This is a genomic window from Rhodovastum atsumiense, assembly GCF_937425535.1.
In the GTDB taxonomy this organism is placed as follows: domain Bacteria; phylum Pseudomonadota; class Alphaproteobacteria; order Acetobacterales; family Acetobacteraceae; genus Rhodovastum; species Rhodovastum atsumiense.
On the sequence record NZ_OW485601.1, the window covers coordinates 3764398 to 3778344 of the forward strand.

Here is a 13947-nt window from a genome sequence, read left to right on the forward strand (position 1 = left end):
GTGCCCAGTTCTGGCCGTGTTGAAAAAATGGCCTTTCCTGATCTTTTTTGCACATACTTGTCTGGTAACGCCTTGCTTGTCGTTAGCGACATGTCTGTAATGTGCTTTGTGTTCGTATAATACATGTCAAATTTGGACATTGTATTGCAAATACTACAAATATACTTTGAGCTTGTCCGAATTTATGGCATATAAACCGGCAAATGATTTATTTTTTCTATTTTCTTTATAATTATATTTAACAGTCATTGTGCATAACTTTTTTATATTTTAAAGCCCATTATAAAGGAAATTAATCACATGACCGCGACATCTAGGTTAGCGTAAATTGGTATTTTCCTAAAAATGGAGTTTATAGAAGGGATTTTTTATTAGTGTCTCTTTAGCAAACAATTAGGGCGGTCTGATTAATATAAATGTGACCTAATGATCTTTTGTTTGTGGATTTATTTACAGGATCTTGTGAATTCGTTGCTGGGCGGTGATAGCGCTAGCATTTCTTCAATGCTGATGCCGGCAGCCCCAAGGGCTGAGCGGCGTCAGGCGGCCATCGCCCGTCGCCGTGTTCCTAGGCTTTCGGTGAGGAAAGCGACCAGCGGCTGCACCAGGGGCGCCGCCGGGCCGTCTTCCCCGATCACCGTGATCTCCGTCATCGGCAAGGGCGGCCAGTGTTCCGGCGCCTCGAGGATCTGCATGCCGTCCTGCACGAAGGAGCGGCCGAGCACGGTGACGCCCAGCCCGCCGGCCACCGCCGCCTGCACGCCCATCAGGCTGCTGGCCGTGCATACCGTGACCCAGTCCCGCCGCACCGCGTCCAGCGCCGCGATCATGGTCTCGCGATAGGTGCAGGGCGGGCGCAGCATCACCAGCCGTGCCGGACGCGTGACATCGAGCTGATAATCGGCGGCGGCCATCCAGACCAGCGGCTCCCGCCAGATCACCCGGCCACGCTGGGCGGTGCCGTCCTTCTTGGCGATCGCCGCGTCCAGCCGGCCGGCGTCGCAGGCAGCGAGCAGCTCGCAGCTCAGCCCGGTCATCAGATCCACCTGCACGCCCGGATGCAGCCGCGAGAAGCGGGCGAGCAGCCGGGGCAGCTCGCCGGGGACGAAATCCTCGGAGATGCCCAGGCGCAGCGTGCCGATGCGCGGCGGCTCGCGCAGTTGGCGCATCAGCGCGTCGTTGAATTCCAGCATGCGGCGGGCGCCTGCCAGCAACTGCTCGCCCTCGCCGGTCAGGCTCAGCGAGCGGCTGGTGCGCTCGAAGACGCGCCGTCCCAGGATTTCCTCCAGGCGCAAGACCTTCTGGCTGACCGCGGATTGCGAACGCCCCACCACCTCGGCGGCGGCGGTGAAGCTGCCGGTCTCGGCCACCGCGACGAAGGCCCGCAGAAGATCGAGTTCGAGGTCGGGGGCGGACATGATCAAGAAACTCCGCTGCCTGATGGCGTCAGATCTATGTGCTTGCCTTCTTGATGGCAAGCGACATGCAGGTCCGGCGTCATGCCGCGCGCCCGGGATGGCGCGGTTGACACGGACTCAGCCGACGCGCACACGCTCTCGGCAGGCAATGAAACCATGGCACCTGCGCAGCGATGAGCACGACATCGGACGGCAACACCTACTACTTCTTCTACGTCTGCTTTGGGGATGAAAACCTGAAGTTCGGCATCCCGACGGCACTGGGGCAGAAAATCGTCGAATCAACCCAGAAAGGCATCAAGAAGCACAAGGCCAGTCTCGCCGCGGCCATCGAGAACGGCGAGAAGGCCATTGCCGAAGCCTTCCGCAAGAACCTGCATCGCAACGAGAAGACCAGCAAGAACATCGCGCCGCTGATCATTTCGTGCTGCCTGCTGTCCAGGGAGGCCCAGGAGAATCCCGATGCGCGGGGATTCATCCTTGAGATCTCGCACAGCGCGGCCGCGTCATGGGCGGCCGGAGCGGACGCCGCCCCGCCGGGCGAGGCGGGCGAGCCGAAGACGCATGTCCATTACAAGGCTGTCGCCGGCAGGGACGAGATCGATGCCTTCCTGGCCGAAGTCCGGGCGGGGGCAACGGGCGAGGCGGCGAGCTGACGACAGCGCCCGGGCAACCGGCCCGGGCGGACATGTCCAGGCCGTACCGCGGTCGCCGCGGCCGTAAATCATTTGTCAAGATTTCCGGCCCAGGTTTGGCGGGCGTCGCCGGAGTCCGCCATGCCTGCCGTTCTGACCCGAAGCCTGATGATCCGGACGGTGACACCGATATGCGCGTTGCTGGCCGCGACCATTGTCATGGCGGTGCTCGGGGCGGTTTATGTGACCACCCTGGACGGCCGCAATGCCCTGGAAGATCGCGTGCGTCTCACCGCCGCGCTCCTGTCCGGTGGCGCGGGCGACGCGTTGTGGAACCTGGACGCGAATGCCGCAAGGGCCTTGCTGGCGCCGCTCGGCCAGGACGCGGATTACGCGGGGGCCATCCTGTTCGATCAGGATGGCAGGATCTTCGTGCGCGACAGCGCGGATGCCGCTGACCGGGATGGCCTGATCGTCCGGCGCGTGCCGATCCAACGGGCCGAAGGCAGTGGAAAAGCCGAGCAGATCGGGATCCTGGAACTGCATCTGGCGACAACCCGCGCGGATGCCCAGGTGCGCCAGCGGGCCTGGACCATCGTCGGCATTGGCAGCTTCGTCCTGCTCGTGGTGTGTGGCGCCCTTGCCCTCATCGTCCGTGGCATCATCAGGCCGATCGTTGCCCTCGACCGCACGATGGGCGCGCTGGCCAACGGCATCCATGACGTCAGGGTGCCGGCGCTCGGCCGCGCCGATGAACTGGGCCGGATGGCGGCGACGGTCGAGATCTTCAAGGCGAATGCCATCGCCAGGCTGCGCCTGGAAGCCGAGGCGGAACAGCTGAAGCGCGAGGCCGAGATCGAGCGCGGCCGCTCCCTGCGCCGGGTCGCCGAGGCCTTCGATGGCGAGATCAAGACGGTGCTGGCTGCCGCCTCGGGCACCGCGCAGGCGATCGGCGCCGCATCCCGGTCCGTCGCCGATACCGCCACGGGAAACACGCGCCTGATACCAACCGCCCTAAATTTTGACCGATGCCCAGGCACGCTGAGTGATGGACTTGATGGTGTCTGGGGTAGCCATCAGAAAGTTCCAGGCATCCAGGCAAGCGACCAGGATGGCGTTGTAGCTGTTCCATACGCGCAGACTGAGCTTGTTGGCCCGCAGATATTCCCAGACGTTCTCCATCGGGTTCAATTCCGGCGCGTAGGCTGGCAGGCGCAGCAGGCTGATGTTGTCGGGCACAGGCAGGCGTTGGCTGGGCTGGTGCCATCCGGCCCCGTCACAGACCAACACAGCGTGCGCGCCGGGTGCCACCTGCCGGCTGATCTCGATCAGATGCTCGGCCATGGCTTCGCTGTTGACCGCCGGCATGATGATCGCGGCACCAACAGCCCGTTCGGGGCAGATGGCACCGAACAGGTAGGCAGAATCATGACGATTATCGCGTACCGCCCCCGGACGCGAACCACGCGGCGCCCAAACGTAGGTCAGCGTACCTTGCTGTCCGACCCTGGCTTCATCCTGAAACCAGATCTCGATCGGCTTGTCGGTAGCACCCGGTGGCAGCGCCGCGGTTACCAGGTCGGCAAAGTTTTTTTGAAAGCCTCCTGGGCATCAGCATCCTTCTTGGGATGGCAAGGCCGTGGCTTCAGGGGCACCAGATCCAGCCGATGCAACAACTTGCTGACCGTACGCTCATGGATGTCCACGTCGTAGCGCGTGGCGATCTGCTGGCGGAGGTCAACGCAGCGCCAACGAACTACGCCGTCGCGCTCCGGGTCTGGACCCGCCACCACCAACGCTTTCAGCTCCTGCATCTGTTCGGCCGTCAGCACAGGTGGCCGGCCTTCGCGCGGTTGGTCTGCCAGTCCGGCAATCCCCTCCGCATTATAGCGGTGTACCCAATCCCGCAGCGTCTGCCGGTCCATCCCGCCGGCCGCCGCCGCCTCGGCCCGCGAAGCGCCTTCCAGAACCATCGCAAGGGCCAGCAAGCGACACGACACACGCCCATCCCGCGTGCGCGATGCCTCGCGCCGCAGGTCAGCCGCATCAAACTCCCGCCGCGTGATCGTCACCGCCCGGCCCATGTCCCCTCCCGTCATTTGACCCGACAACCAGAGTGAACCGAACCAGCGCCAGTCCGAAACTCACATAAGAGTCAACACTTTGGGCGGCTGGTATGAGTGCGGCCGCGGTCACGACCGCCGACCGGGTCAGCCTCGGCGTCCAGACCGTGGCCAGCGCGGTCGAGGAGTTCGCGGCGTCGATCCAGGAAATCACCCGCCAGGCCCAGATGTCGAGCCAGGCCGCGGAGGCCGCCAGGACCCGGGCCGGCCAGACCATGACCCTGGTCAGGGGCCTGGTCGACGCGGCAGCGAGGATCGACGATGTCGTGGCCCTGATCACCAGCATCGCCTCCCGGACCAATCTTCTGGCGCTCAACGCGACGATCGAGGCCGCGCGTGCCGGCGAGGCCGGCAAGGGCTTCGCCGTGGTCGCAGGCGAGGTCAAGGGCCTGGCGTCCCAGACGGCCCGGGCGACCGAGACGATTTCCGGCCAGGTCGAGGCGATCCAGGCGTCGATCCGGGCGGTGGCCCGGGAAATCGAGCAGGTCAGCGACGCCGTCGGCACGCTCGGCACCTCCAGCGGCGCGATCGCGGCCTCTGTCGAGCAACAGAATGCCGTCACCCATGAAATCAGCCGCGCCCTCGCCGATGCCGCCCAGGGCTCGGCCGAACTGGGCGAGACGGTCCACGGCGTCGCCGGAACGGCGGAACGCAACAGCGAGGCTTCCGCCATCCTGCTCGACGCCGCCGCCAGTCTCGAAGTGCGCTTCAACGAGCTGCGACAAGAAGCCGACCGGTTTGTCAGCCGGCTCGTCGCGGCGTGATCCCGGCCCGTATCGCCGGGCGTGCCGGTCGAGCCGTGCCCATGAACCAAGGAGGCAATGGATGTTCAGAGCAATGACGGGCCTGCTGCTCGGCCTGGCGATCGCGACGGCGTCACCGGCGCGGGCCGGAGAGCGGATCCTGATCGACGAGGCCAATCCGCCATTCATGTACGCAGATGCCGGCAAGCCGGCCGGCATCTACAATGCCCTGATCTCAGAGGCATTCAGGCGCATCGGCCTCGCGGCCGACATGTCCGCCGCCCCCTGGAAACGCGCGATTGCCGGGCTCGATGCCGCGGAGAACGGCGTCGGCGGCATCTACAGCAATGCCGAGCGGCAGCGGAAATACGACTTCTCCGACAAGCTGTTCGACGAGGTGATCGTCGTCTACGTCCCGAAGGCCCGGGCCTTCGGCTTCAGCGGCGTCGACAGCCTCAAGGGCAAGACGGTCGGCGTCATCCGGGGCTGGAGCTACGGCGACGATTTCGACGCAGCCGTCAAGGCCGGCACGATCCGGACCGAGGAAACCGCCAGCGACGCTTCCAACTTCGCCAAGCTCGCGCTGGGTCGCATCGACGCCGTGCTGGCGATCCGGGAGGCAGGGAAGGTGGCCATGGCCGCCCAGGGCGTCGGCGAGAAAGTGACCGCGCTCGACCCGCCGCTGTCGAGCAATCCGTCCTTCCTGGCCTTCAGCAGGCAGGCCGGCAAGGGCGAGCTTCTGGGGCGGTTCAACACGGCCCTGGGCGCGATGCGGCGGGATGGCAGCTTCGAGCGGATTACCGCAGCCGCCCTGGCGAAGTAAGGCCAGGGCTCTGCCCTTGTATCTCAACAGGCACCCGAGCGCGTAGGGTAACGCGCTCGGGAGCGGAAGGGAGCCCGCCTTGCCCTGGGGTGATCGAGCCCGTGGTCCAGCACGGTGCCCCTTCCGCGGCTATGTCCGTAAGCCCGAACAGTCGCCAGGGACGGCGCAAGTCGATCCCGCATACGCAAGGACGGGTGATGGACCAGACGGCTCAAGAGCAATCGATGTTTGTTGGCATCGACGTTGCCAAGAAGCATCTTGATGTGCATGTGCTACCGGCGGCGACCAGTTTTCGTGTCGATCGGGACGGTGCCGGCCTGGATGATTTACGCGATCGGCTGCAGGGCTTGTCGCCTGCGCTGATCATTCTGGAGGCGACCGGAGGATACGAAAAGGTGGTGCTGGCCACTCTGGCTGGCGCTGGCCTGCCGGTGCTGGCGGTCAATCCCCGCCAGATCCGCGACTTCGCTCGCGCCTGCGGCCGGCTGGCCAAGACCGATCAGCTCGATGCCGCGGTGATCGCCCGCTTCGCCGAACGTATCCGTCCAGAGTTGCGGCCGTTGCCGGATGCCGCAACCCAGATGTTGGGCGAGATCGCCGCGCGGCGCCGCCAGATCATCGACATGATCTCCGCCGAAAGCATGCGCCTCAAGCAGGCCACCGCCCGCAAGCTGCAGCGCGGCATCAACGCCCACCTCGCCTGGTTACAGCAGGAACTCACTGACATCGATACGGATCTTGATAGCGCCATTCGCGAGAGTGACGTGTGGTCACGCAATGAGGCGTTGCTCGACTCGGTGCCAGGCGTTGGCAAGACAACCGCCCGCACCCTGCTGGCCGAACTCCCTGAACTGGGGACGCTCGACCGACGACATATCTCCGCTCTCGCCGGCCTCGCTCCGTTCAACCACGACAGCGGAACCCATCGCGGCAAACGCAGCATTCGCGGCGGACGCACCGTGGTGCGCTCCGCCCTCTTCATGGCTGCCTGGGTCGCCACACGCCGCAACCCCATCCTCAAGTCGGTCTACGAGCGTCTGATCGCCGCGGGCAAAGCACACATGGTCGCCCTCGTCGCCTGCATGCGCAAACTTCTCACAATCCTCAATGCCATCATCCGGGACCAGCAACCGTGGCAAGCCGCTTGACACGCAAGACAGTCGCTGGACCCGGCAGGGGCCACAAGGCCCCTGCACCCCATAAGCGCTGCGCGGCACAGAATGGGTTCCAAGGGCGAAGCCCTTGGTAGAGGTCCAGGAGGCAAAGCCTCCTGGTGGGGCGCGGGGCAACGCCCCGCCAACGCGGCGGCTTAGGTTTTCCTGACGGTACAGGCGAGCGTGGTGGCGCTGGCGCCCGGATCGGCCGCGCTGACCTTATGAAGAAGCGGGAGATCACCGGTTGTCGTCCCCATGCGCATCGGCACCGGGGGGCGTTTCGCGCGGCCGCACCCTCTGGCCGGCCCTGGCATATTGCAACCCTTCCACGATGATGCGGTCATCCGCCCCGAGCCCGGATGCGACGACCCGCATCGCGCCCTCGCGGACGCCAGGGGAGATGGTGCGGGCCTGCACGACGTCATCGTCGGTGACGGTCAGCACGGTCCAGCCGCCCCGATCCAGGTGGATTGCCGCGTCGGGCACCAGCAGCGCCGCCTTGCGCAGGCCGATCGTCACGCGGATGCGGACGAAGGCGCCGGGCAACAGGGCATGATCGGGGTTGTCGAACTGCCCACGCAGCGTCAGCGTGCCGGTGGCGGCATCGATCTGCGGGGCGACGTAGTCGATGCTGCCCCGATGCGGATAGCCGGCCTCGTCCTGCAATCCGATCTCGACCGCGACGTCCTGCGCCATGCGCGCGGCCCGAAGCCGCAGCGCGTCCTGCTCGGGGATGGTGAAGGTGACCCAGAGCGGGTCGAGCTGGATGATCGTTGCCAATGGCGTCGGCTGGCCCCCGCCCACCAGTGCCCCGACATTCGCCTGATGCGCCGTCACCAGACCCGCAAACGGCGCCAGCACATGGGTATAGCCATAGGTGATCTCCGCCTGGGCGAGGGATGCCTGCGCCTGCGTCACCGTGGCGCGGTTGGCGTCGCGCTCGAAGAGCGCCTGGTCCACCTGCTGGCGCGAAGAGGCATCGGTCCTGGCGAGGTCCGCATGGCGGCGGTACTGGCGCTCGCTGAACGCCGCCTTTGCCTCCGCCGAGGCGAGGCTCGCTTTCGCCTGTTCCAGCTGTGCCAGATAGGGGGCCGGCTCGATGGTGAACAGCAGGTCGCCCTGGCGCACCTTCTCGCCATCGCGATAACCGATGGCCTGCAGCGAGCCCTGGACCCGCGCCACCAGTTCCACCGTGTTCACCGCGGCGAGCTGGCCGCTGGCTTCGAGATATTCCGTCACGTCGCGCTGCAGGGGCGGTGCCACCGTCACGTCGGGCGGCGGCGCCTGGTATTCGTCGCGTGGCTTGCAGCCGCCGAGCAGCGTCAGCGACAGCAGCAGGGGCAGGGCAAGCTGGGGCGGCCTCCGCGGCTTCATGGCGGAGGGGAGGGCGTTGCGCATCGAGGCCAGTGCGTCACTTGGCCGCGGCGAAGCCGGCCTTGGAGAGATCCTGCTGGAAGTGCTTCGCCCCGATCCGGACGCCTGTCTTCGCCGCGTCCAGGTATCCGATGGTGGCGGTCACATCGAGCGCATCCGGCGTTTGCCTGGTGACGTAGGCGTAGAGGAGATCATTGGTGGTGCTGTCGGACAGTTCCACGGCGTACGACACCGACCCGAAATTCGTGCCGTTCCGGTCGGCAACCTGCAGGGCGCCGTTGATGGCGAGGCCCACCGGTGTGAGATGGGACACGGTCGAAAGCACCGGGGTGCTGCGTTCGATGCCGGTCAGCGTCAGATGCAGCCGTGCCGTCGCCGGATCGGCGGTCTGGACGACCTGATACGTCCTACCCAGGACTTCCACGAACTGTGCCCGCAGATAATCGGCGATGATCTGCCGGTCCTCGGCCGAGACATCGCCGATGAAGGAATGAAACTGCGCGTCATGGCCATCGTAGATGGTCACGGGATCGACGATGATCTTCGTGTATCTGCCAAGGGGGATCTGGGGATTGCTGTACAGGTAAGGCTTCTCGCGGTTGTCCACCTGGTACAGGCGCGATGCCGAGGCGAGGTTCTGGTGTGGCACGGGCGACGTGCAGCCGGTCGCGGCCAGACATGTCGCGACCACCGCCGCGAACGCCGCGCCGCGGCTGCGGGGGCATCGGGGCATGATATTTTTAAATCGGAATGACATCCGCCGGATCCTTCGCGTGCAACGAGCCGGGGCGGGGCCTTCGGTGCTTTCCCCGTCCGCGGGCGGCAGGATATCCGGCGAATTTCATCCCCTGATGTCGGGCTTGTTTGCGCCATCGCATGATGTTTCAGCACTGACACAAGACGGGTCAGCCCGGCCGCCCGGGATCGGCCGGCCTGCCGGTCTTCGGCAGCACGATGCGCGCTTCCAGCCCGCCACCCGGCCGGTTGGCGAGCGTGATCTTTCCGCCATGTTCGTGGATGATGGCCTGCGCCGCGGTCAGGCCGAGGCCGACGCCGCCCGTTGCCCGGTTGCGCGACCGGTCGAGACGGAAATAGGGGTCGAACACGCGCGTCAGGGCGTCCGGCGGCAGTCCGGGACCACGGTCGCGCACGGCGATGACCAGGGCTTCGTCCTCGCGCGACAACGCGATGTCCGGGGGGGTGGCGTATTTGATGGCGTTCTCGACCAGATTGGTGATGGCGCGCTTCAACGCGAAGGGGCGCCCCCGGCAGATGCCGCGCGGCGGGCCGCTGTATCCGAGTTCGATGCCCTGGTCGGCATAGTCGTTGATGATGGTCTGCAGCACGCCGGGCAGGTCGAAGGTCGTGGGCGCCTCGTCGGCGGCATTGTCGCGGAAGAAGGCCAGGGCGCCGTCGATCATCGCCTGCATCTCGTCGACGTCGTGGAACAGCCGCGCCTGTTGGTCCGGGTCCTCGATGAACTCGCCCCGCAGCCGCATGCGGGTCAGCGGGGTGCGGAGGTCATGCGAGATCGCCGCCAGCATGGTGGTGCGATGGGTGACGAAGCTGTGGATCTGTGCCCGCATGGTGTTGAAGGTTTCGATGACCTGCCGGATTTCCTGCGGTCCGGATTCCACGATCGCGGGGGACTGGGGATTGAGGCCGAAGGTGCGCACGGCTTCGGCGAGTTGCCGCACCGGCCTGGCGAGCCGGCGCGCGGCCAGGGTGGAAACGACACCGATGGACAGCAGGCAGATGCCGCCGAAGATCATCCATCGCGCCTGCCGGCTGACGCCCCAGATCCGGGTCGGGGCGCTGAAGACCACCCAGCTTCCGTCGCGGAGCCTGATCGCCAGGAAATAGGACTGCGGATAGCGCGCCCGTGTCTTGTCGAGCCCGGGAATGGTCGCGACCGGATCTTCCGGCAGGAACAACTTCATCACCGGACCGGCCTGGTCCAGGGGGGGAAGCCTCCGGGGGGACGGAATGGCATGGGCGGCGCTGTCCCGCAGCGCTGCTCCGGTGGGGCTGGCGGCGTCATACCATTCAACCTGCAGAAGGCCATCGGTGGACGCCGCGGCGGCCAGGCTGGGGCGCAACTCCGGCGGGGCGGCGTTGGTCAGGCGTGCGACGGTGGTGACCGTTTTGGGGATGCCCAGGCTTTCGGGATCGGGTTGCGCCCATTCGCCGCCGAAGATGAAGAACAGCCCCATGCAGCCGAGCGTCACGCCGATCGCGAGCACGATGGTCACGGCGAAGCGCAGGGCGATCGTGTCCCGGGGCCAGAGCCTCGGCTTCATCTGCGGGTTACGGCCTGGGTGAAGACATAGCCCCCCTGCCGGACGGTGCGGATGATCGTCGGGTTCTTCGGATCTTCCTCCAGCTTGTGGCGAAGCCGGCTGACCTGCACGTCGATGCTGCGGTCGAAGGCATCGTGGGACGGCCCGTGGGCCAGGTCGAGCAATTGCTCCCGGGTCAGCACCCGTTGCGGATGCTCGACGAACGCCAGCAGCAGGTCGAATTCGCCGCCGGACAGCAGCACCAGCGCGTCGTCGGCGGATCGCAGTTCGCGCCGGGCCACGTCGAGCCGCCAGCCCGCGAAGCACAGCGTTGGCCGCATCGTGCCGGCGGCGGGGGGCGCGGCCATCATGCTCGTGCGGCGCAGCACCGCCTTGACCCGCGCGAGCAATTCCCGCTGGTCGAAGGGTTTGGTCAGGTAGTCGTCGGCGCCGATTTCCAGTCCGACGACACGATCCGTATGGTCCGCCATGGCGGTGAGCATGATGACGGGCACGCGGGAGACGGCGCGCAGCCGCTGGCACAGGCTGAAACCGTCCTCGCCCTGCAGCATCACGTCGAGGATCACCAGGTCGATGGGCTGCTGCGCGGCGATGGTCCGGAACATCGCGGTCCCGTCCTGCGCGGTCGTGACTTCGTGGCCGTGCCGGCGGAAGAACGTGGTCAGCAGGGACAGGATGTCCTCGTCGTCATCGACCAGCAGAAGATGGGGCATGGCATCCATTCCCAAACACTGGCAGCCGATTCTAACGGCTTGATGTCCGGAATGGAGCAGCATGTTTCAGGTCATACACATTATGCCGGCATCATGTCCGGACTGGAGGCATGACCGGTCGGCCGGGGGGGGGAATGGTGCGAGGCCCGTATCATGTCAGGCCAGGGCCGGCTGTGCCGGCATCCGCCGGGACGCCACCAATCATGCCGAAATGAAAGTGGAACGGGACGGCCGGCATCCGGTGCCAATGAGCCGGCTGATGCGTGCGAGGGTAAGAGAGCCATGAGTGCAACGGCCTCCGGTGGCCGCGCCTGGATCGCGAGACTGCTCCCCGCCATCGTGACGGCGGGAGTGGCAGGATGTGCCGCCCCTGCGCCGCTGGGTCCGACCGTTCTGGCGGTTCCGGCCAAGGGCGAGAATTTCACCGTGTTTCAGCAGCACGATGTGACCTGCCGGCAGTACGCCGCCGGGCAGGTCGGCGGGCAATCGCCGGGGCAGGCCGCCGCAAGGAGCGGCGTGGCCGGTGCGGCGGTCGGAACCGGTGTCGGCGCGGCCGCCGGTGCGTTGATCGGCTCGGCGACGGGACATGCCGGCGCCGGCGCGGCGATCGGGGCGGGCGGCGGATTGCTGGCCGGCACGGCGCTGGGGGCCGGCGCCGGACGCAACGTGGCGGCCTCGACGCAGTCCCGGTACAACAATGCCTACACGCAATGCATGATCGCGAATGGGGAACAGATCGCCCCGCCGGCGCCGCCGCCACCGCGCGTGGCCTATGTGGCGCCGCCGCCCGTGGTCTATGCCGTGCCTCCCGCCGTGGTCTACGCGGCGCCTCCGGCCGGCGTTGCCTATGTGCCGGTCGTGCCGCTTCCCGCAAGGCCCTGATGAGGGCGGGACAGGACGGACGGTCGTCCCGCAATGCCCGAGGCGGCCCCGACGAAGGAGGGTGGTGATGACGGTGCGTGGTGTTCTGGTGTGGTATCTCGGCGGCCTGATGGTGGTCGGCGGCGTGGGGGCCGGAGCGTATCAGGCATTGCATCGCCAGCCCGCGGTGGCGCCACCGACCGCCATCGCGGCGTCGGCCGTGGTGGCGCCGCACCTGCCGCCGACGCCGGCCGTGGCCGAGCCGCCGTGCCAGGCTTCGGCGCCGGTTGCAGCGGTGAAGCCTCGCCCGCAGGGCGTGAAGCCGGGCAGGACGGTGGCACCGCAGCAATCCCGTGCCGTAGCGGTGGCTCCCCGGCCACGCCGGTCGTCCCCGGCGGCACCGGTGCATCAACGGCCGGCGCCGCCTGCGCCGGCACCGGCCTATGACACATACTATGTGTATTCCGGGTACTACCCGTATCGTGGATATTATGTCTATTACCCGGGTTACATTTCCTATCGCCGGTTCTGACTGGCGGCAGGGCTTTTTCGTCTATACCGCTACCGGTCGGCCGTGCCCTCGCGCCATGCGGATCGCCAGGGCAACGAGGGAGGCGAGGCTGGCCAGCGCCATGACGCCGCCCCAGCCGGCGAAGGACTGGGCGAGGCTGCCAAGGCCGGTGCCGAGCGCCATGCCGATGAAGATACCGGTGAACATCAGTGCGTTCAGCCGGCTGCGTGCTTCCGGTTGCAGCCCGTAGACGATGGTCTGGTGCGCCACCAGCGTGGCCTGGATGCCGAAATCGAAGCCGACCGCCCCCACCGCGAGCAGCGCCAGTTGTGCCCCGAGGGACAGGGGAATGAATTGTGCTCCCAGCAGCACCGCGAAGGAGAGGGCGCAGAGCGCGGCGCCGAGCCGGGTCACGATCTCGGCGCCATGGCGGTCGGCCAGGCGGCCGGCCAGCGGGGCGGCGAGGGTGCCGGCGGCGCCGGCCAGCCCGAAGGCACCGGCGAGGGCGCTGCCGGCGTGGTGCTGCTGGTGCAGCATGATCGCCAGGGTGGACCAGAAGGCGCTGAAGCCGATGGACAGCGTGGCCTGGGCGAAGGTGGCGCGGCGCAGCGGTGCCTGGGCCCGCCAGAGATGCAGCATGGACCTCAGCAGGTTGCCATAGGGCAGCGAGGTGGTGGCCTTGAAGCGTGGCAGCCAGATCCAGCTCGCCAGCACGATGCCGGCTTCCGCCGCTGCCGCCAGGAAGAACACCGCGCGCCAGCCGTATTGTTCCGCGATCAGGCCGCTGGCCACGCGCGAGAGCAGGATGCCGAGCAGCAGCCCGGTCATCACCATGCCGACGAGGCGGCCGCGGCGATGCGGCGGGGCGAGCACGGCGACGGCGGGCACGATGTCCTGTGCCGCGGTCGCGGTCAGGCCGGCCAGCAGGCTGCCGGCCAGCAGCCAGGGGACGGTCGGTGCCAGGCCGCACAGCAGCAGGGCGAGGACCAGCAGGCTGGCCTTGGTCAGGATGATGCGGCGGCGGTCATAGCGGTCCCCCAGCGGGGCGAGCAGCAGGATGCCCAGGGCGTAGCCGGTCTGCGCCAGCATGGGGGCGAGGCCGACCAGCCCGGCCCCGCCACTCATCTCCGTGCCGAGCACGCCGAGCAAGGGCTGCGCGTAATACAGCGCCGCCACGCTGAAGCCGGCGCCGCTGGCCAGCAGCAGGACCAGGGCGTTGGAGGGCTCCCTGACCGAAGATGCATGCAGCGTATGGGAAGGTTGGATATTCGCCATGATGGCAGGCCCCCGAT

At 66.7% G+C, this 13947-nt stretch carries 14 protein-coding genes; 6 read left to right on the forward strand and 8 right to left on the reverse strand.

Annotated features, from left to right (window positions below):
* Positions 1–539: 539 nt before the first annotated feature.
* Entirely contained in the window at positions 540–1418 is an 879-nt protein-coding gene (locus NBY65_RS17135) for a LysR substrate-binding domain-containing protein (RefSeq protein WP_150042630.1), read from the reverse strand.
* A gap of 173 nt (positions 1419–1591) precedes the next feature.
* On the opposite strand from NBY65_RS17135, the gene NBY65_RS17140 reads away from it, so the two are divergent.
* A complete protein-coding gene (locus tag NBY65_RS17140; RefSeq protein WP_150042629.1) occupies positions 1592–2074 on the forward strand; it encodes a hypothetical protein in 483 nt (160 codons plus the stop codon).
* Between the two features lie 75 nt (positions 2075–2149).
* Here the strand turns inward: NBY65_RS17140 and NBY65_RS17145 are convergent, their stop codons facing one another.
* Together NBY65_RS17145 and NBY65_RS17150 are read right to left on the reverse strand one after the other, a co-directional pair.
* Positions 2150–2773, reverse strand: a complete 624-nt coding sequence (locus NBY65_RS17145) for a hypothetical protein (protein WP_250265689.1) — start codon at positions 2771–2773, stop codon at positions 2150–2152.
* Between the two features lie 294 nt (positions 2774–3067).
* A protein-coding gene (locus NBY65_RS17150; RefSeq protein WP_150045318.1) for an IS630 family transposase occupies positions 3068–4137 on the reverse strand; the annotation gives its coding sequence in 2 pieces (ribosomal slippage) (positions 3068–3651 and positions 3651–4137; 1071 coding nt in all).
* Between the two features lie 92 nt (positions 4138–4229).
* Between NBY65_RS17150 and NBY65_RS17155 the strand changes: the two genes are divergently transcribed.
* The 3 genes from NBY65_RS17155 to NBY65_RS17165 all read left to right on the forward strand — a co-directional run bounded on the left by NBY65_RS17155 (position 4230) and on the right by NBY65_RS17165 (position 6890).
* The gene (locus tag NBY65_RS17155; protein ID WP_150045855.1) at positions 4230–4940 is read left to right on the forward strand and encodes a methyl-accepting chemotaxis protein; all 711 of its coding nucleotides are present in this window, start codon (positions 4230–4232) and stop codon (positions 4938–4940) included.
* Positions 4941–5001: 61 nt separating this feature from the next.
* A complete protein-coding gene (locus NBY65_RS17160) occupies positions 5002–5742 on the forward strand; it encodes a substrate-binding periplasmic protein (protein ID WP_150045854.1) in 741 nt (246 codons plus the stop codon).
* Between the two features lie 224 nt (positions 5743–5966).
* A complete protein-coding gene (locus NBY65_RS17165) occupies positions 5967–6890 on the forward strand; it encodes an IS110 family RNA-guided transposase (RefSeq protein WP_408895628.1) in 924 nt (307 codons plus the stop codon).
* A 243-nt stretch (positions 6891–7133) separates the two neighbouring features.
* On the opposite strand, the gene NBY65_RS17170 is transcribed toward NBY65_RS17165, so the two are convergent.
* From NBY65_RS17170 to NBY65_RS17185, 4 genes are all read right to left on the reverse strand, one after another.
* Complete coding sequence (locus tag NBY65_RS17170) at positions 7134–8294, reverse strand: efflux RND transporter periplasmic adaptor subunit (RefSeq protein ID WP_203330748.1); 1161 nt, start codon at positions 8292–8294, stop codon at positions 7134–7136.
* Between the two features lie 13 nt (positions 8295–8307).
* Positions 8308–9003, reverse strand: a complete 696-nt coding sequence (locus tag NBY65_RS17175; RefSeq protein WP_162530902.1) for a DUF3313 domain-containing protein — start codon at positions 9001–9003, stop codon at positions 8308–8310.
* A 172-nt stretch (positions 9004–9175) separates the two neighbouring features.
* Complete coding sequence (locus tag NBY65_RS17180) at positions 9176–10570, reverse strand: ATP-binding protein (RefSeq protein ID WP_150045585.1); 1395 nt, start codon at positions 10568–10570, stop codon at positions 9176–9178.
* Positions 10567–11292, reverse strand: coding sequence for a response regulator (locus NBY65_RS17185; protein WP_150045584.1), 726 nt, complete (start codon positions 11290–11292; stop codon positions 10567–10569). Before NBY65_RS17185 ends, NBY65_RS17180 begins: the two co-directional genes overlap by 4 nt.
* A 273-nt stretch (positions 11293–11565) precedes the next feature.
* Here NBY65_RS17185 and NBY65_RS33825 point away from each other — a divergent pair, with 273 nt between their 5' ends.
* Together NBY65_RS33825 and NBY65_RS17200 are read left to right on the forward strand one after the other, a co-directional pair.
* Entirely contained in the window at positions 11566–12165 is a 600-nt protein-coding gene (locus NBY65_RS33825) for a glycine zipper family protein (protein WP_150045583.1), read from the forward strand.
* 67 nt (positions 12166–12232) lie between these two features.
* The gene (locus NBY65_RS17200) at positions 12233–12676 is read left to right on the forward strand and encodes a hypothetical protein (protein WP_150045582.1); all 444 of its coding nucleotides are present in this window, start codon (positions 12233–12235) and stop codon (positions 12674–12676) included.
* A 21-nt stretch (positions 12677–12697) separates the two neighbouring features.
* On the opposite strand, the gene NBY65_RS17205 is transcribed toward NBY65_RS17200, so the two are convergent.
* Positions 12698–13930 carry an MFS transporter gene (locus tag NBY65_RS17205; RefSeq protein WP_150045581.1) on the reverse strand — a complete coding sequence of 411 codons (1233 nt, stop codon included), beginning with the start codon at positions 13928–13930 and terminating at the stop codon, positions 12698–12700.
* Between the last annotated feature and the right edge of the window lie 17 nt (positions 13931–13947).